This is a genomic window from Halonotius pteroides (assembly GCF_003605635.1).
GTDB lineage: Archaea > Halobacteriota > Halobacteria > Halobacteriales > Haloferacaceae > Halonotius > Halonotius pteroides.
This window is the reverse complement of sequence record NZ_QMDW01000017.1, coordinates 31,090-47,850: the sequence shown is the minus strand read 5'-3', so window position 1 is coordinate 47,850 and position 16,761 is coordinate 31,090. Positions and strand designations below refer to the sequence as shown.

Here is a 16,761-nt window from a genome sequence, read left to right as displayed (position 1 = left end):
CTGTGACTTCCAGCTACTGCTGAGAGCTGACCAACAATCCTCTACCCAAGAGCGTTCCTTCTTTATTTTGTAATGCGGTGTTATGCCATTTGATGGTGATTTGCTCGCCGGTTTTTGTTTCGATGGCATTCACATTTGTTTGGATTGAGTCCGCGTCCTCCTCGAAGAAAGAGGAGACTATGTCTGTAACCTCCTCCTCAGCCGTTCGTGGAATAAGATCGAACCAGTCCGAACCGATGAGTTCTGAGCACTCATAGCCAAGGAGATCACACCCGCGTTCGTTGATGCGAGCAACGGTTCCATCAGTATTTAATACAACCATAATATTTCCCGCCGCTTCGAAGTACTGCTCGGCTCGTTGTTGGATCCTCTTTGAGTTGCTTTGTTCGACGGCGTTCTGAATCCGGTTCGCTAGAAGTTCGTACTGTTCGGTTCCTGCCTTCTTTTGTATATAATCAGTTGCACCAGCAGCTATCGCATCACTTGCTACCTCTTCACTGCCCTTACCGGTGTACAAGATGAACGGGAGATCTGGATGTTTCTGCCGGACAGTTTTGAGAAACTCAATGCCATTCTGGCCGGGCAGATCGTAGTCGGAAACGATACAATCGAATCGGGTTTCGGTTACTCGCTGTAGTCCTTCACTAGCACTCGTTGCAGTGTCGGTGCTGATTCGATCGTCTTTCCGTCGCAAAAACTCGGCCGTTAGCTCGGCCAACTCTGGCTCATCGTCAACATGAAGTATATGAATAATGTCCTGTTTAGCGGCCATGTGATTTACTTTATTAAGATAGATATGCACATTATTGTAAAAGTGTTTTTGTCTTCGTATGCACGCTGGGCATTTCGCATTACGCCTCTAACACTTACTCGATATATACACCTGAGTAACATCTAAGAAACTTCTAGTGCGGGCTACTTTGGTAGCGACCCGTAGCTCTTTGCGAGACGAGTGGTAGCCACTGATATGGGCTTCACCGCGAGTTGGCACACGCTCATCACCGAATTAGAGGAGCTACCTGAGGAAGCAACTCTCGTTACGCCGCTCTCCCACGATCAGTTCACGATCAGCGATGTACAGGATCAGCGGGTAGTTATTCAGTTCCAGGATCGAGATATTGATCCGACTCAGCCGTTACAGCGTGAGCAATTCGAAACGCTTTACGAGCGGATTACCGACGCTCACGGTGGGTTTGAACTTGATCGACTGCCCCCGGACGCTGATGCGTATCCGGCTGTCTGGAGTTTGCATCCCCGGTTCGAGATCGACGAAGAGCAGGGTGTGATTGTCGAACGAGACGGCCCCACCTCTTCACAGGTTATCGAGACCACCTCTGGTTCTCACGAAGCCCTCTCAGAAGCCGAACGGACAGAACCTGACTTGGCGGTGTATGCGGATGCGCTCTTGTTGATTGATGCGCTGGAACGGCATGAGGTGGAGTATCTGGAGGGCTTGGAGACTGAGGGGCTGGTCAATCTCTACACGTTGTTGTCTGATGTCCAACGAAACGCCAACGAACTCCGCCAAGAGGTACGGAGCGTCTTGCTCAACCGTCTCCATCACGACCAACCAGTGGCAGGCCAGTACGGTTCGGTGCAGCGAACGAGCAGGCGAAACCGGACGCTCAAAGACGAGGAGCAAGTCTTGGAGGTGCTCGAAGACGCCGGGATCGACCGCGAGCGTGTCACCAGCGTTGATAGTAGCAAGGTCGATGAAGCACTGGAGGTAATCGAAGTCTCTGAGTCAGAGGTCTATGACATCGAGCAGAGTGAGTACGTTCGGAAGGCGGAGGTACACGATGAGCAGAAGAAGACCCGACTACAAGGACTCAAAGATCAGTTGGCCGCTGCGGAAGGTGAGGAAGCAGATGAACTCCGAGAGGAGGTTAAGCAACTTGAAGCCCGGATCGAGGAACTCACGGAGTTCAAATCAGGCACTGCCTTTCAGACCCAGTCGGGAGCTGATCCCTGATTCGGGTGCTTGCTTGCGATTTTAACGGTCACCAACTATTATACTCGTCTCCAGTGTGGGAGTATCCATGAGTGTCGTGGGGGAGATGTTAGCAGTGCTTTCCAGACACGATGATCAGGGGACTCAATATGAGTGCCAGCACTGTGGAAGCCAGTTTCCTGTTCATCATCACTCCTGCCCAGAGTGCGGTGGGTACTCGATTGATCGGGCTGAGTGGTCAACAGAACCTGACTGATAGGCGGGCAATTATTCTGCTTGGCAGATGCCGAAGCGACTACTCATTGTCACCTTCAGCGAGTTGTTTCGCTTCCCACTCGCGGCGGTCGGCAAGCAATGCTCGCCCTTCAGCAGTCAATTCGTAGCTGTTTGTTCGGTCATCAATACTCCCCTTTTCGACGTAGCCCTCCTCAACGAGCGTGTCGAGATTGGGATACAGCCGCCCATGATTGATTTCTGTGTCTCCGTAGTCTTCGAGCGCACGCTTGATTCCAAGGCCGTGTGAGCCATCTAACCCGGCGATACAATACAGTAAATCACGCTGGAAGCCACTGAATTCGAACATTACCCGTCGAACTATTGGAATACTGAGGTATATTTGTGCCGGACGTGTCAAGGTTATTTTCTCAACGTACCAGTGTAGTCACTGGATTGGTGGCCGGATGGCATGGGCTGGGAGCTCAAGTTCTTCACCGTCTGACAGCCGTATCCGATAGCGTGGTTCCTCTATTTGCTCGCCGGTGATCGTCGTTATTTCGCCTTTGACGACATCAATAATGCGGCCGTGGCCGCCGTGATAGCTGTCGTGGTCGGGATCTGTCTCGTCAGGGATATCGATTCGAACCGTGTCTCCAGTGCTGAACTCGGCCATACTCGCAAGGATGGTAGTGTGTCTCTTAGTCGTGTTGTGGTCTGTGGCGTCGTTCAACGACCTCTGCAAAGGCGACATTCTGTTTTGCAGTCTCAATTCGAACGGTTGCTCGGTCACCGACTTCGGTGTCCGGAACGATGACAACGTAGCCTCGATCAATCCTGGCAATTCCGTCGCCTTGGTCGCCGATGCTGTCAATCTCAACGTCACGTGTCTCGCCGACATCGACAGGTGGCTGTTGCCCGTCTTCCTGTTCAGGTGCTGGTTCGGCTTGTTGATCAGTTGAGGAGTCAGATGTAGTGGCTGATTCTGCTGGCAGCATCGCTACGCGGTATGTTTCAGTCGTGTCTATCGTGCCGTTTTCTATTTCTCGGTCGGGAATCTCAATGTGATATGAATCGTCTTCAGTACCCACTTGGGCAGTGAAGAGGCAAAGCAAATCATCAGAAATCTCCATACTGTAAGCACGCTGTCGAGGTTGAAAAGTGGTTCAATTTGGTACTGTGAAGAGCAGCGATTTCGCCGATGTGAGTGTCTGAGGGTAGTAGTTGGTCACCGCTCAATCGCAACGATACTCATTCTCGGGATGTACCGGTGCTACAAACGAGTTCTACTCAACATGAGCGAGATTCGAGATATCGGCAACCGTATTTTGAGTGCTGAACTCACACCGGTGGGGACAGAACCCTTCGCGCGAAGCTAACCGCGAGTATTACGATCAGAATTCGAGTCCTGCGGCTTGCCGCAGGCGAGCAACAAGGAATGATCCCTCTTATCCGGCCTTTGGAAGTGAGTTACCGACCGCCCGGACGAATGTCCTGGCGGTCACGACTGGCTGTGAGCGAATCTCTCGATCCATGCCCACTTTCAGCAGGTAGTCAGTGAGCCGCCACAGATTGTACAACAGCGATGCGAACGTGAACGTGAACAACCGTATGCGGTAGTCCTTTGACGAGGTTTTCGGGAGAAACGATTTTACTGACTTGTACTGATTTTCGATATCCCAACGACGCCGGTGGCTGTTAGTGACATGAGTGATTTCTTCGGGAGCGACGTGGTCACGATTCGTTACGAATACTGCGTAGTCTCCAGTTGCTTCCTCGTTGGTTGCTGGAACGTAGAGGTACTCTGTGGTGTGATCGACGTTGCCGTCGATCCCGACGGGAACGTCGTGTTTGACAGCTGCGTCAACTCCTTCCTTGCTCTTGATTTCCCTGATCATCTCGTAGTCTGATTCGTACTTCGGTACCGGCATCGTGTACACCAAGCCACGACCGTTGATTTCTGCACGAACATGCCGTGCGTAGAACCCTCGGTCTAACAGCACTTCATCAAGATCAACGTACTGTTCGGCCCTCGAAAGCAGACGGGCACCACGTCTGCTTTCGAATCTGCTGGCGCATCTGCTGGCTCCCACTTCGAGTGTTCCTTCACCGGCTCAATGCCCAGCATTATCGGAGCATCGTTTCCGACGATTGTAATCGTCGCAAACATGTACCCGTGTTTCAACTCACCATCATCAATATAGCCACTGACCATCGGTGGATACGTCGCCTTCGGAATCTCGTTATCCTTGTCGATCCATGGCCAGACGTGGTAGGGAATGTGTGTGAAATCGACGGCCGCCACGGCGTGGCGGTCGTCGAATGGATCTTCGTGCCGGATTGTTTGAAGAACATTCTCGGTTACTGAATCGAAGCTGTCCATCAAATAATCCCGAAACATCGCTGTGAATGCGACAATATCCTCAATCTGCATTTCCTGAAGAGAGAACGGTACCTCTTGATCAGCTGGCGTTGCAAACTGCTTGATTACTCGGAGTAGCGTTGAGTCGTCGCAGGTGTCGTTATCTTCGAGAAACCAGCCAGCTTCGCCTTCTGAATGGGCACTCCCCTGTGTGAGACATGCCGAGGCGAACAGATCGAGAATCTGTTCATCCTCGTAGATTCTATTTTCAGCTCTATCAGAGTCAAACTCACCGAATCCGTGTTTTCGAGCCAATTCAACAACCTTGCCACCGTGCTCGCGCACATGTGCGCGAGACAGTGACTCCTCGTCTTCACAGCCATCGGTGTCGGCGGTCGTATCCTCTTCTAAATCGATTGGAACAAGCACATCAGAAATAATGTCGTGTTCACGTGCCTCTCGTGCAATACCCGTTGCTGCGGCTTCTAACGTTGCTTTTGTCTGATCGTTAAACTGTTTCAAAGCGTATGAGATGTCTTGTTGGCTCGGTGCTTCATCCAGTTCAAATCCTTTGAGCAATGCTGGCCTGTTCTGAAGTCGATCTGCGACCTCGCTTTGCGCGAGGTCGTAGATGGTCTGATAGATGTAGATTCGTGCTATCGACTCAGTATCGTACGTTACCTTGTGCTGCTGGCGGTTGTCAGTAAGCGGAGCAACGGGAATTGAGACTGTCGAAAGGACACGCCAGAGGTGGTCAGCAGTCTCACAGAGTTTGTGCGTGAATGACGATGGCCTCCGCCAAGGCGGGGCCATCGTCGGGAGTTCCGGGTACAGGTTCAGCATCCATCGTGTCATGAACTACTGAGAGTGAGCCCAATCAGTGCTGCATATTCGTCACAGATGCGACTATTTTAGAACCCAGTTTATGATGCCCATTCACGACGTCAGCGTCTCTCTGTTGGTCAATATATCAAATATTTGGTGGTTTGTAGGAATCAAGATGCCGAACCTGTGAACTCACCCTATGAGACCGTTTCTATGACACGCTCTCTAGAAGCTACGGTTCTTTTGGTTCTGTTTTCACAGGCAATTTTTCAAATCCTAAGTCAGAAGGTTTCGCTAAAGGAATATAGGAATCACGAACGGTTATGTCCTCGAAGTAATCAAACAAGGTCTTGAGGATAATTGATGCTTCCAACCGTGCCAATGGGGCACCGATACAAGTGTGTGACCCACTCCCAAAGGCAATATGGTCAGGGTTTCGTTCCGGAATAAATGTATCTGGATTCTCAAAGACGTCGGGATCTCTGTTCGCTGAGCCAATCCAAAGAATCACTGTTTCACATTGTGGGATGCTCATATCCCCAATCTGGGTTTGCCGGTCTGTTTTTCGGGCTCGTGCTTGTAGTGGTGATCGGTACCGAAGAATCTCCTCTAAAACAACATCAACTTGGGATTGATCTATACCCGAATAGTAATCGAATTTATCTAATATGTAAATGCTGTTTGCAAGTAATGACGTTAGGGTACCTTGTCCTGCTAAAATGAAATTGAACGCATTAGAGCCGATGGTGATATCATCTAACTCCTCATCTGCGATCAACTTGGATATCAAATCATCTTGTGGGTTTGCTCGCCGTGAATCGACGAGGTCACTAAAGTAATCAACGACGTTAGATAGCCGTTCTGGCTGTTGGCTATCAAAGTCACTGAATTCACTATATGTTACTTCTCTGAAAGTCAACAACCATTCTATCACTTTGTCTAAATCATCATCGGGGACTCCAACCATACGCATAATAACACGTAGTGGAAGGGGCTCAGCGATCTCACTGACAAAATCAAAGTCCGTCCCGTTCGCTACTGCTTGGTCAAGTTGATTTGTTGTGAGCTCTCTGATCGTATTTTCGAACTCGTTGATTTCGCCTGGACGAAAGTATTTGAAGAATTCACCTTTTGAACGGTTGTGTTGTGTGCCATCCATCCATACGATGGCATTGTCAATATACGAAAAGGAGGTTGTCCGATTTGAATCATCAGCCAAGCTCTTACGGGCGAGATAATCATTCTGCAGGCCATTTTTCACTTGTTGAAACCCAAATACATCATACACCTCCCGTTGGCTATCATAATGAACCGAAGATTGACTCCGCATTTTTTTGTACCAACCAAATGGGTCATGGAGGCCAGCCTTTGTTTTCAGTGGAGTTGGTGCAGATTCATACACTTCGAAATCGTCTCCCGCCGAAGCTTCTGACATGACTACCTAACTAAACCAAAAGTAAATATACTTGTTGTCGGTACTCTTTTATTTGTAAGTAATGGTTCTACCTATTGGTATTCCCTTATATTAGTCAGAAATCTGAGCGGGTGTTCTCAAATGGGGTTCGAATTTTCGTAAGCAGAAAACCTCCGTGAGTCTCCCTCAAGAGAAATCCAACAAAAATTGAGGGTACCTCTACACTGTATGTCGTTTATTGGAATTGGATTTAGAGATCGTCAATCGCATCAACAAGAATGTCCGTGCAGCGATTCCAATACTTGGGGGTATGGCCCGCATTGTGGGGTGTAATCAGACAGTTTTGTAGATCCCAAAGGGGGTGATCTCTAGGGAGTGGCTCAGGATCAGTGACATCAAGCGCTGCATTTTGGATATCATTCCCGCGGAGAGCCGATACCAACGCATCTGTATCGACAACTGGCCCTCGGGCGACATTGATAAGCATAGCATCAGTGGGAAGCCCATTGAACACTTGTTCATCAATGAGATGGTCCGTTGTTTCTGTTAGTGGACAGGCGAGTATGAGGTAGTCGCTCCGAGTAGCGGCATCCAGCGTTTGGTCATACCCGACGATTTCATCGGCATTACCCGGTTTATCAGGTGTATATCGGATGCCGATAGTGTTGACACCGAAATCATTGAGCCGAGCAATAATTTCCGTCCCAATCGGCCCCATGCCGACAACGGTTGCCGTTGCCCCTCGCAGTTCTCCCCCTTGGAAGTGGTTCCACTCTCCGCGTTCGTTTTGCTCCCACGCTTGCCGAAGATTTCTGACATCAGAGAGAATGTATCCAAGCACTTGCTCAGCGATATTCGGGCCGTGAACACCTGATGCATTTGTCACGGTGACATTCGCATCGTTGAGCACATTTAGTGGCAGGTGGTCAGTGCCAGCAAAAGTACAGGCGAAGACCTCCAATGTATCAGACTTCTTGACGAGTTCTGGGTCGATTTGATACCCGGTGGCCACCGATGCGTCTGTCACATACCTCTCCCGTTGATCTGGGGTATAGGCTACCGCCACTTCTTGATCTGGACAGGCCTCACGAATCGTCTCAGCATAGTCCTCTGGATCAAGTCCGTGGATTTTGTCATGAAGCACAACGATATCAGTCATGCTTGCACCTCCTGGATCGTCACATCATACGCCCCATTTTGAAGAGTGGCTTCCTCAATCTGTTTGAGTTCTGAGGCGGTGGCATCAATTGTCGCGAAGTGATTGCCTGCAAGTTCCCCAGCTGGGCTTTTGAAACAGGTTGGCCCACACGGGACAAGAATTTCCTGTTCGTTCCGATATCCAGGGTACAACAAGAGCTCTCCACGTGAGGGATAGACTGTATGGTTTTCTCTAGGGATCTCGGGGAGATCAATCTCATCGATATTGATCCATGTCGCAATTCCACTCCATCGAACATGCATGAGTTCTGATTCTAATGGAAGGAACTCCTGAACCGCTTTGACTGATTCTGGAGCTTGGTTGTCGTGTAATTCTGCCTCGAATTCTGTGTCGTTAACTTCAATTTGTATCATTGTGATTGGATTTTTTGAGTTGGGTTATTTCGCAAGCTGTGCAATCGAGGCTGCAAGGATTTGTGTGGCTGCAGTGCAATCTTCCCACTCAGCCTTCTCTTTCGGTGAATGGGAGTATCCGTTTTCAGAGGCCACAAACAGCAGTGCCGCGTCAGTTACGTCAGCGATCTGCATCGTATCGTGACCTGCACCGGAGTGGACATCAATTGTGTTCACCTGGTGATCCTCACTGGCCTGCTTGACAGTGGCTCTGCAGCGGTCGGACAGTGGCGTTGGTGGGATATCGTAATCACATGTGAACGTCGTCGAGATCGGTCGGTTGGCCTCGATCTCGGTGAGTTTGGCTTGAACGTGCTCAAGTTGTGATGTTATCTCAGACTGCTTGGTTGATCGGAGATCGATCCGAAGAGACACCTCACCAGGGACAACATTCACCGTATTTGGTTCCGGCGTGAGATGACCGACTGTACCGACAGCAGTCTCACTCCCACTTGACGCAATGTCACCAGCGTGGCTTTCTACGGCGAGGACAAGCTCACTCGCTGCAGTGAGTGCATCCTGCCGTTCATCCATCGCTGTGGTGCCTGCATGGTCTGGGTGTCCTGTGAGCGTCACGTGACACCGTGCAGTGCCGGTTATATCCGTAACAACTCCCAGTGGAACACCTGCGTCTTCAAGACGCGTTGTTTGCTCAATATGCAGTTCAAGCCAGCTATCCCATCTGTTGGCATTGATTCGATCGGAGCCGTAATATCCGATATTTTTCAGGGCAGCTTCCAACGTTATTTCGCCATCGGTCTGCGACAACATCTCATCAACACTGGCCTTTCCAGCGGCGACGGTCGAACCGAGAACGCCTTCTGCAAATCGGGTTCCTTCTTCTCCGGTGAATGAGACAACTTCGATTGGCCGCTGTGGCGATATCTTGCTTCGCTGGATCGCACGCACACTTTCCAACGCCGCAAAAACTCCAAGTGGGCCATCGAAGATCCCTCCGCGAGGAACTGAATCTAAGTGGCTTCCTGCGGCCACAGCTGCGCTTTCGGGATCAGCACTTGCGGGAGTCCACCGGCCGACGATATTCCCGACCGGGTCGATGGTGATATCGAGCCCAGCGGCTTTACACCGATCGACGAAATAATCCCGAGCCTTCTGATTTGCTTCGTCGGCTGGGAGGGCCGTCCGACCACGGCCCTCTGGTGCCTTTATACCCCCGAATTCGGCCGTTTGTTCGATATCCTCTCGAAGCGCATCACCATCGATGATGAGATCGCCGGTCATCGATGGGTCTCCTGTGGCCCCCAGTTTGGAACCGGACGTTCACGGAACTCACCATAGCCTGGATCGGCCACAATGCCTGTCTCATCAACAATGCAGTTCCCTCGGAGATACGTTTGTTTTACTCGGCCTGTTACCTCTCGGCCTTCATACACTGAGTAATCGGCCTGAGATTCGTTCTCGCCGGCTGAAATCGTATACGTTTCATTAGGATCGAATACAACGAAGTCTGCGTCTGCGCCGACGGTCAGTCGGCCTTTATTTGGAAGCCCGAAGGTGTTTGCTGGGGTTCGGGCCATGGCATCGACGAGGAATTTGTAACTGTGTCCTCGTCGATTGATGACCTCATCATGAAACACTGGAAGACTTGTTTGCAGACTGTTGACGCCAAACGAGCAGTCCCACCAGTTATCAACTGTTTTGTCAGCACGCGTTGAAGCGACATGATCAGTTGAGACGACGCTGAGTGGGCCTTCTCGCAGATGTTTGAACATCGCATCCACATCTTCCTGTGTTCGTAACGGTGGTGATTGGAGTGCGAGTGTTCCCTGCTCACCGTAGGCTTCCTCAGTCAATGTCGTATAGTGGGTACATGTTTCACCCCGGAATTGACTGCCGTCTTCGCGGACTGCTGCCAGTGCAGTGGCAGCTGCATCAGAAGAGGTGTGGATCCCGTAATACTGACATCCAGTTGCCTCAGCTACTGCAGCGGCATCTGAAAGGGCCATCGCCTCCGTGTAATCTGGCCGTGCTTCTGGATAATCCGTAGCTGAACCTCGGCCTTCTTCTTGTTGTTTTTCAGTCAGTGCCTGACAGACCGAGGTATCTTCTGTGTGTAAGACAGCCACAGCATCAAGCTCGGCGAGTCGGTCAAATGCGACTTGTAAGAACCCGTTAGAGACAGCAATATCGTAGGCGGTGAAGAATTTGAACGTCGGGATTCCACCTTCGACAACCGATTCAAATTCATCCACTACTGACGGGTCTTCTGCTGTGACCGTCGCATGGAGTCCATAATCGACATACGACTCGGTAGCCTTCTGTTTTTGCCGTTCGATCGCCGTATGTAATGATCCCTCGTCCATCCACACAGCGTCATCGGAATCATCACTGCGTTCTCCGTTCCATGTCTGCCATGCGAAATTGATAACCGTCGTAATTCCGCCTTTTGCTGCTGCGGCAGTTCCAGTTTTGTAGGTGTCGATTGAATTGAAGCCGTCAATATGTACGTGCGGATCAACTATCCCAGGAAGGACAAGTTGTCCGTCTACATCGAGGGTTTGATCTGCGGTCGGCAACTTTTTTTGCTTACCGACGGCAACAATTGTTTCGTCCTCAACCGCAAATCCGGCATCGAGTTTCCCGTTGGTCGTTGCTAATGTCCCACCGACTACGTTCAGATCAACGCTCATTGGCTCTCCGTTGAGGTGTCATTGGTTGCTGTGAGCAATGATTCGAAACCCTCAGATTCCTCTTTGTAGGCAATACACTGTACTTCTACGTCGTCTACCTGCTGTGTGTCTGGGTGTTGCATAGAACATTCCTCTGTGGCGTGTGGGCAACGTGGATGTAACCGGCAGCCAGATGGAGCTTCTCGAGGACTGGGAACTTCTCCACGGAGCGGTTCACTGTCCGGTCTGTATTCTTCATCACTGTCCGACGTAACGGGGATTGAGGAGAGTAAGGCTCGCGTGTAGGGGTGTTTTGGTGATTGGAATATCTCCTCAGTTGGCCCTTTTTCTTGGATTTCTCCAAGGTACATCACCGCTGTTTCATCAGCAAAATTTCTGACAACTGAGAGATCATGCGTGATGAATAGGTACGTCAGATCAAGTTCTTCTTGTAGATCCCTGAGTAGATCGATGATCTTCGCTTGCACCGATACATCGAGTGCACTCGTAGGCTCATCAAGGAGTAAGAGCCGTGGTTCAACTGCGAGAGCGCGGGCGATATTGACCCGTTGTTTTTGTCCACCACTCAGCTCATGTGGATATTTGTATAGATACTCATCAGTGAGACCAACCCGCTCGAGCATTTCCTGTACGCGTTGATTCCGCTTGTCTTTGGCAACACCGGTTGCTTTGAGTGGAACACGAAGTGATTTTTCGATCGTCCGTCGTGGATTGAGGCACGATGTTGGATCTTGGAATACAAGTTGGATATCACTCCGAATCGTTTCCAATTGCTCTTTGAGCGGATTGGTAATGTCTTCACCTTGGTACCGAATGAGCCCACCTGTGGCTTCGTGAATATTAATGATCGTCTCAGCGACAGTTGATTTGCCACTCCCAGATTCTCCGATCAGGGCAAGTGTTTCTCCCTCATCTACTGTGAGTGAGATCCCATCAACCGCCTTTACTGGTGGTTTATTTTCAAACCAGCCTGTATTGGTGTCAAAGTATTTCTCGAGATTCTTGACTTCCAATACTGGAGCCGTCATCGTTCACCACCGGTTTGAACACTACCGTTTTTCATCAACCGACGTTTGGTCTTCTCGTTTGTGGGAGTCGTACCATCGTCTGTGTGTCGGACACAGACCGCATGAGAGTCTTCTCCGAATGAAACCTCCGGCGGTGGTGACTGTCGACATTGTTCGTCAGCGTACGGGCAACGTGGATGGAATCGGCACCCTGAGGGTGGATCAGTATATTTTGGGACAGAGCCGTCTATGCCGCCTGCCATCTCTTCTCCAGACAGCTGTGGGATAGACGCGATCAGTCCCTGGGTGTAGGGGTGGTGAGCCTCCTCGAAGATCTCCTCGGTGGGTGCAGTTTCGACAATACGACCACCATACATGATATAGATCCGATCGCTGACCTGCCGGGCGACCCCCAGATTGTGAGTAATCATGAGGATGCTCATATCGCGATCTTCAATGATATCAGTGAGCAAGGAGAGAATTCGATCATGCACAGTCACATCAAGCGCAGAGCCCGGTTCATCGGCGATCAATAGATCAGGCTCGTTGAGAAGAGCCTGGGCAATGAGGGCACGTTGTCGCATGCCGCCCGAAAGTTCCGATGGGTAACTGTCTAAGACAGCCTCGGGATCCGGCATTTGAACCTCTCTGAGCATTTTCACAACACGGTCGCGTGCGTTCTCCCGGTCAGCTGTTGAACGACGGCGTCGGAAATAAGAGAGAATTCCGTCGTCGTTTTTGCCACCGAACATGGCGGTATCGATGAGCTGTTCGCCGATGGTGAAGACCGGATTAAGACCTGAAAGTGGATTTTGGAAGATCATTCCAAGTCGATCACCATTGAGGCTCTCTCGCTGGTCTTCCGAGAGCTCCCGAAGATCCATCCCATCAAACTCAACAGACCCATCTACATGCGCAGGTGGTTCCTCTAGAAGTCCAGTGATCGCTTTTGTGGTAACTGATTTACCACAGCCTGTCTCTCCGACAATCGTGACGATTTCTCCTCGTTCGACTCGAAGATCGACATCACCAACGACATCGGCATAGCCATCGAAGCCATCGAAGCCAACTGAGAGATCAGCGACTTCAAGCAACGGATCAGAACTCATTGTTCTACCTCCACATCAAAGAGATCACGCAGCCCGTCACCGAGCATATTGAATCCCATAACCAGAATGAAGATCGCGATTCCCGGCATTATCGCGATCCACCAGTCTGTCGGGAGGAAATTGGTTCCATTGGCGACCATTGTTCCCAATCCTGGCTTCGGCGGCTGAACACCCAAGCCAATGAAGGATAATGATGCGCCAGTGAGGACGACGATGCCCGCATCCAACGTCGCTTTTACCAACAGCGGTGAGAGACAGTTCGGGAGCAGTTCACGGAAGAGGATGTGTGAAGTACTTGCCCCTGAGATTTTCGCCGCTTGGATGTATTCTTCATCTGATTGACTGGCAGCCAGTCCACGAGCCAATCGCGCATACCATGTCCACCACAACGATGCGATAGCGAACATGGCGACTTCGAGCGTTGGTTCGAATGCAGACGCGATTGCGAGTGCCAACACCAGTGGGGGCAATGCGAGAAATGTGTCCGTTACTCGCATGATAATTGTATCAATCCATCCACCGGCGTAGCCAGCTGTGAGGCCCAATGTGACCCCAACTGGGACACCAAGACCTAATACGACCGCAACTAAAGTTAGTGCAATCCGATATCCGAAGAGCACTCGAGTAAGGATATCACGCCCAACATCATCTGTACCCAGGGGATGTTCTAAACTCGGCTGTTGAAACGCGTTAGCGAAATCAGTGAAAGTTCCTGCGTGTTCGGGGTACGGCGCAATATACGGTGCGAACACTGCAGCGATCGTGATGGTTACCACGATAATCAGGCCGATGACACTCATCGGCTGATTCGTAAATCGCTGGTAGGATCGATACCACAGCTCTCGACGAGCTGGTGAGACGAATTGGTCCAGTCGAGACGTTTCAGTGCTCATGTGCTATCACCTGCAAAGCTGACCCGTGGATCAAGCATGCTTGTTAGTATGTCGACAATGAGGTTCGCTGTGACAAACGCCAACCCAATCACCATTGTGACACCGACGATGGCGTTAATATCCGATGACAGCACGGACTGAACGCCATACTTGGCAACTCCGGGCCATGAGTATACGATCTCAATTACGAAGGCCCCGCTGAGCAACCAAGCGTATTGCAACCCGAGGATTGTCAGCGTCGGGATAAACGCATTCTTTAGTGAATATTTGTTGACAATCAGCCACGACGGAAGCCCATAAGCTCGTGTGGCCTCAATGTAATCTTTGCCCTCAACATCGATCATACTAGATCTGGTAATCCGGATCACTTGTCCTAGGCCTCCAAACGAAAGCGCAAGTGCTGGAAGCACAAGGTGCATCCATGCATCGATATGTGCTGCAAGTGATCCAGAAAGGATCGTATCGACAAGCATGAATCCAGTTGTACTGATCACTTCATTACCGTATGCTGAGGAGAGCCGACCTGTGATCGGGAACCAATTTAGGTAATATCCAAACAATAGCTGGAACAGGATCCCAATAAAGAAGCTCGGGACACTCACCGCTGCAAATGCGAAGAAGCGGGTCGTGTTATCGACAACGCCGCCTTGATGCCGCGCAGCGAGTATCCCAAGCGGGATGCCGAGGATAGCCATAAAGACAAATGCGAGTGTGATTAGCTCGAAAGTCGCAGGCAGCTTTGTGACAAGATCCTGAACGACGGAGTTTCTCGTCTGTAAACTCTGTCCTAGATCACCAACGAGCAACCGGCGCATGTACTCAATGTACTGTACTGAGAGTGGGTCATTAAGCCCAAGTTCTGCAGCGAGCTGATCAACTTGCTCTTCGCTGGCGAACGCACCCAATGCTAACCGTGCCGGGTTCCCCGGAAGCACCCTGGAAATAACGAAGATGAGGATAGACAGTCCCAACAGACTGGTAATCATCCCCGAAATGCGGCGGAGCAGTGACCTTACTCCAGACATTAGACTTGATGAAGGTCACGGAATGTGTACTCAAACCCTTGTGCCGGTCGGAGTGTCAGCCCTTCAACATCGTTTTGGAACCCAATCGTCTTGACCGTGTGATAGAGGTGCATATCACAGTAGAGATCACCAAGAGTATTCTGTAACTCAGTGTAGATCTCACTTCGTGCGTCTGGATCTGCAGTCTGGCGTGCTTCATCGATGAGAGAATCAACATCGTCGTTTTCGAGATGTTCCATACTCATCCACGTGCTGGCGGCTTCAGAGTGGAACTGGTTGTAGAACATCGAATCCGGAGAGGGATAGGTGGGGACGTAAAACACTTGACTCGTGTGTGGAGTATCCTCTGGAGAGGCAGCTAACTCCGTGATTGTCCCCCATGTCTGTGGGTTCAATTCGACATTGATCCCAATGTCTTCCATATTGGCTTGGAAAAGCAGTGCAATCTGCTCTTGGAAGGCATACGATTCTGTGAACGTATTCGAGATCGTCAGTTCGCCTTCTGAGTAGCCGGCTTCTTCAAGTAGCTGCCGTGATCGCTCCGGATCGTACGAGGGCTGAACGACATCATCATTATGTTCAGCCCATGTCGGTGGGAGAGGCCCATGGGCTCGATTCATATCAGGCCGGATCTCGTTGACAACCTGCTCGTAGTCAAAGCCCCACGCGATCGCTTCGCGCACTGCTGGATCATCAGTCGGGGGCTTTTGTGTGTTGATTTTGTTGTATAGGAGCCCGAACGTTGGCATTTTCTCAACGCGAGCATTATCCATTCCATCGATCGCCTCATACGTCTGGGTATCTTGATATTGACCGGTCATATCAAGCTCCCCGTTCTGCATTAGAGTTCGGACAGTCGAATTCTCGGTGATAATCCGAACTTCAACGGTATCAAACGATCCCTCAGGGAACCCTTTGAAGTAGTCATCAAATGCAGCGAAGGTGATCGAATTCCCACGGGAGAAACTATCCAGCTGGTAGGCACCCGATCCAGCGTCGTTGTTGTTGATGAATTCCTGTCCGTAATCCCCACGCTCTCCAAACTCCCCTTCGCTCAGATTATTCATGATGAGCGTTTTATCGACAATAAACAGTAGCACCATAATAGGGAGGAATGGTGTGTATGATCGATTCAGTTCAAACGTGACTGTCTGTTCGTCTTCGACGGTAATGTTTTGATTCTCGAGGATACCACTCAACAGTGATGCATATCCCTGATCGATATCCATGAACCGTTCAACGCTGAACTGGACATCCTCTGCAGTTACAGAATTACCACTATGGAATGTAATCCCCTCTTCAATTGTAAAGGTGTACGTTGTCCCGTCTTCTGAAACACTCCAATCAGAGGCCAAATTGGGCTGTAGTGTTCCTTCGCTGTCTGGGAACACCAAGGGATCATATAAATTCACCAATGCCATCGCCTGCACGTAGTCAGTCCCTTTGGCGGGATCGATGGTGCCCATGCGCTGTCCGATATTGGCCACCAGTCGGGAGTCCGAACTTCCACTACTAGAGGACTGACCACCGGCTGAACTGGTATTTTCACCGCCTGTACAACCTGCAAGACCTGCTGTACCAACAGCACCAAGCCCTGAGAGGAATCGGCGACGCGATTTGTCAGTAAGAAGATCAGTGACTGAAATCTCACCTGACTTTTCATCATTTGAGGTGTGGGTTTCGTTCATTCTTCGTCCTCC

At 50.5% G+C, this 16,761-nt stretch carries 15 protein-coding genes and 1 pseudogene; 1 reads left to right on the top strand and 15 read right to left on the bottom strand.

Annotation, left to right across the window (positions count from 1 at the left end):
- Positions 1 to 13: 13 nt before the first annotated feature.
- Positions 14 to 772: a response regulator gene (locus DP106_RS11325; protein ID WP_120085382.1), complete on the bottom strand. Its 759-nt coding sequence runs from the start codon at positions 770 to 772 to the stop codon at positions 14 to 16.
- A gap of 195 nt (positions 773 to 967) precedes the next feature.
- On the opposite strand from DP106_RS11325, the gene DP106_RS11320 reads away from it, so the two are divergent.
- Positions 968 to 1,972, top strand: a complete 1,005-nt coding sequence (locus DP106_RS11320) for a PD-(D/E)XK nuclease family protein (protein ID WP_120085380.1) — start codon at positions 968 to 970, stop codon at positions 1,970 to 1,972.
- Between the two features lie 274 nt (positions 1,973 to 2,246).
- Here DP106_RS11320 and DP106_RS11315 read toward each other — a convergent pair whose 3' ends face one another.
- From DP106_RS11315 to DP106_RS11250, 14 genes and pseudogenes are all read right to left on the bottom strand, one after another.
- On the bottom strand, positions 2,247 to 2,534 hold the full coding sequence (locus DP106_RS11315) for a PadR family transcriptional regulator (RefSeq protein ID WP_120085379.1): 288 nt from the start codon (positions 2,532 to 2,534) through the stop codon (positions 2,247 to 2,249).
- Between the two features lie 78 nt (positions 2,535 to 2,612).
- Positions 2,613 to 2,840, bottom strand: a complete 228-nt coding sequence (locus tag DP106_RS11310) for a hypothetical protein (RefSeq protein WP_120085377.1) — start codon at positions 2,838 to 2,840, stop codon at positions 2,613 to 2,615.
- Between the two features lie 25 nt (positions 2,841 to 2,865).
- Positions 2,866 to 3,297, bottom strand: coding sequence for a TRAM domain-containing protein (locus DP106_RS11305; protein WP_120085375.1), 432 nt, complete (start codon positions 3,295 to 3,297; stop codon positions 2,866 to 2,868).
- Between the two features lie 315 nt (positions 3,298 to 3,612).
- Positions 3,613 to 5,373, bottom strand: a pseudogene (locus DP106_RS11300) (ISNCY family transposase).
- Positions 5,374 to 5,583: 210 nt separating this feature from the next.
- Entirely contained in the window at positions 5,584 to 6,786 is a 1,203-nt protein-coding gene (locus tag DP106_RS11295) for a cytochrome P450 (protein WP_120085374.1), read from the bottom strand.
- A 229-nt stretch (positions 6,787 to 7,015) separates the two neighbouring features.
- On the bottom strand, positions 7,016 to 7,924 hold the full coding sequence (locus DP106_RS11290; protein ID WP_120085372.1) for a D-2-hydroxyacid dehydrogenase: 909 nt from the start codon (positions 7,922 to 7,924) through the stop codon (positions 7,016 to 7,018).
- Positions 7,921 to 8,337 carry a DUF3830 family protein gene (locus tag DP106_RS11285; protein WP_120085371.1) on the bottom strand — a complete coding sequence of 139 codons (417 nt, stop codon included), beginning with the start codon at positions 8,335 to 8,337 and terminating at the stop codon, positions 7,921 to 7,923. Before DP106_RS11285 ends, DP106_RS11290 begins: the two co-directional genes overlap by 4 nt.
- A 24-nt stretch (positions 8,338 to 8,361) precedes the next feature.
- Entirely contained in the window at positions 8,362 to 9,618 is a 1,257-nt protein-coding gene (locus DP106_RS11280) for a M20 family metallo-hydrolase (protein WP_120085369.1), read from the bottom strand.
- A complete protein-coding gene (locus DP106_RS11275; RefSeq protein ID WP_120085368.1) occupies positions 9,615 to 11,027 on the bottom strand; it encodes a dihydroorotase in 1,413 nt (470 codons plus the stop codon). The genes DP106_RS11280 and DP106_RS11275 overlap by 4 nt, the downstream gene beginning before the upstream one ends.
- Positions 11,024 to 12,055 carry an ABC transporter ATP-binding protein gene (locus DP106_RS11270; RefSeq protein ID WP_120085367.1) on the bottom strand — a complete coding sequence of 344 codons (1,032 nt, stop codon included), beginning with the start codon at positions 12,053 to 12,055 and terminating at the stop codon, positions 11,024 to 11,026. Before DP106_RS11270 ends, DP106_RS11275 begins: the two co-directional genes overlap by 4 nt.
- Positions 12,052 to 13,143 (bottom strand): ABC transporter ATP-binding protein, encoded by a 1,092-nt coding sequence (locus DP106_RS11265; RefSeq protein ID WP_120085366.1) that lies wholly within the window; start codon positions 13,141 to 13,143, stop codon positions 12,052 to 12,054. The genes DP106_RS11270 and DP106_RS11265 overlap by 4 nt, the downstream gene beginning before the upstream one ends.
- Positions 13,140 to 14,036: an ABC transporter permease gene (locus tag DP106_RS11260; protein ID WP_120085364.1), complete on the bottom strand. Its 897-nt coding sequence runs from the start codon at positions 14,034 to 14,036 to the stop codon at positions 13,140 to 13,142. Before DP106_RS11260 ends, DP106_RS11265 begins: the two co-directional genes overlap by 4 nt.
- The gene (locus tag DP106_RS11255) at positions 14,033 to 15,061 is read right to left on the bottom strand and encodes an ABC transporter permease (protein WP_120085363.1); all 1,029 of its coding nucleotides are present in this window, start codon (positions 15,059 to 15,061) and stop codon (positions 14,033 to 14,035) included. The genes DP106_RS11260 and DP106_RS11255 overlap by 4 nt, the downstream gene beginning before the upstream one ends.
- Positions 15,061 to 16,749 (bottom strand): ABC transporter substrate-binding protein, encoded by a 1,689-nt coding sequence (locus DP106_RS11250; protein WP_120085362.1) that lies wholly within the window; start codon positions 16,747 to 16,749, stop codon positions 15,061 to 15,063. Before DP106_RS11250 ends, DP106_RS11255 begins: the two co-directional genes overlap by 1 nt.
- Between the last annotated feature and the right edge of the window lie 12 nt (positions 16,750 to 16,761).

Coding starts and splice junctions, on each gene's coding strand:
- DP106_RS11325 (WP_120085382.1), bottom strand. CDS start 772: ATGGCCGCTAAACAGGACATTATTCATATACTTCATGTTGACGATGAG.
- DP106_RS11320 (WP_120085380.1), top strand. CDS start 968: ATGGGCTTCACCGCGAGTTGGCACACGCTCATCACCGAATTAGAGGAG.
- DP106_RS11315 (WP_120085379.1), bottom strand. CDS start 2,534: ATGTTCGAATTCAGTGGCTTCCAGCGTGATTTACTGTATTGTATCGCC.
- DP106_RS11310 (WP_120085377.1), bottom strand. CDS start 2,840: ATGGCCGAGTTCAGCACTGGAGACACGGTTCGAATCGATATCCCTGAC.
- DP106_RS11305 (WP_120085375.1), bottom strand. CDS start 3,297: ATGGAGATTTCTGATGATTTGCTTTGCCTCTTCACTGCCCAAGTGGGT.
- DP106_RS11295 (WP_120085374.1), bottom strand. CDS start 6,786: ATGTCAGAAGCTTCGGCGGGAGACGATTTCGAAGTGTATGAATCTGCA.
- DP106_RS11290 (WP_120085372.1), bottom strand. CDS start 7,924: ATGACTGATATCGTTGTGCTTCATGACAAAATCCACGGACTTGATCCA.
- DP106_RS11285 (WP_120085371.1), bottom strand. CDS start 8,337: ATGATACAAATTGAAGTTAACGACACAGAATTCGAGGCAGAATTACAC.
- DP106_RS11280 (WP_120085369.1), bottom strand. CDS start 9,618: ATGACCGGCGATCTCATCATCGATGGTGATGCGCTTCGAGAGGATATC.
- DP106_RS11275 (WP_120085368.1), bottom strand. CDS start 11,027: ATGAGCGTTGATCTGAACGTAGTCGGTGGGACATTAGCAACGACCAAC.
- DP106_RS11270 (WP_120085367.1), bottom strand. CDS start 12,055: ATGACGGCTCCAGTATTGGAAGTCAAGAATCTCGAGAAATACTTTGAC.
- DP106_RS11265 (WP_120085366.1), bottom strand. CDS start 13,143: ATGAGTTCTGATCCGTTGCTTGAAGTCGCTGATCTCTCAGTTGGCTTC.
- DP106_RS11260 (WP_120085364.1), bottom strand. CDS start 14,036: ATGAGCACTGAAACGTCTCGACTGGACCAATTCGTCTCACCAGCTCGT.
- DP106_RS11255 (WP_120085363.1), bottom strand. CDS start 15,061: ATGTCTGGAGTAAGGTCACTGCTCCGCCGCATTTCGGGGATGATTACC.
- DP106_RS11250 (WP_120085362.1), bottom strand. CDS start 16,749: ATGAACGAAACCCACACCTCAAATGATGAAAAGTCAGGTGAGATTTCA.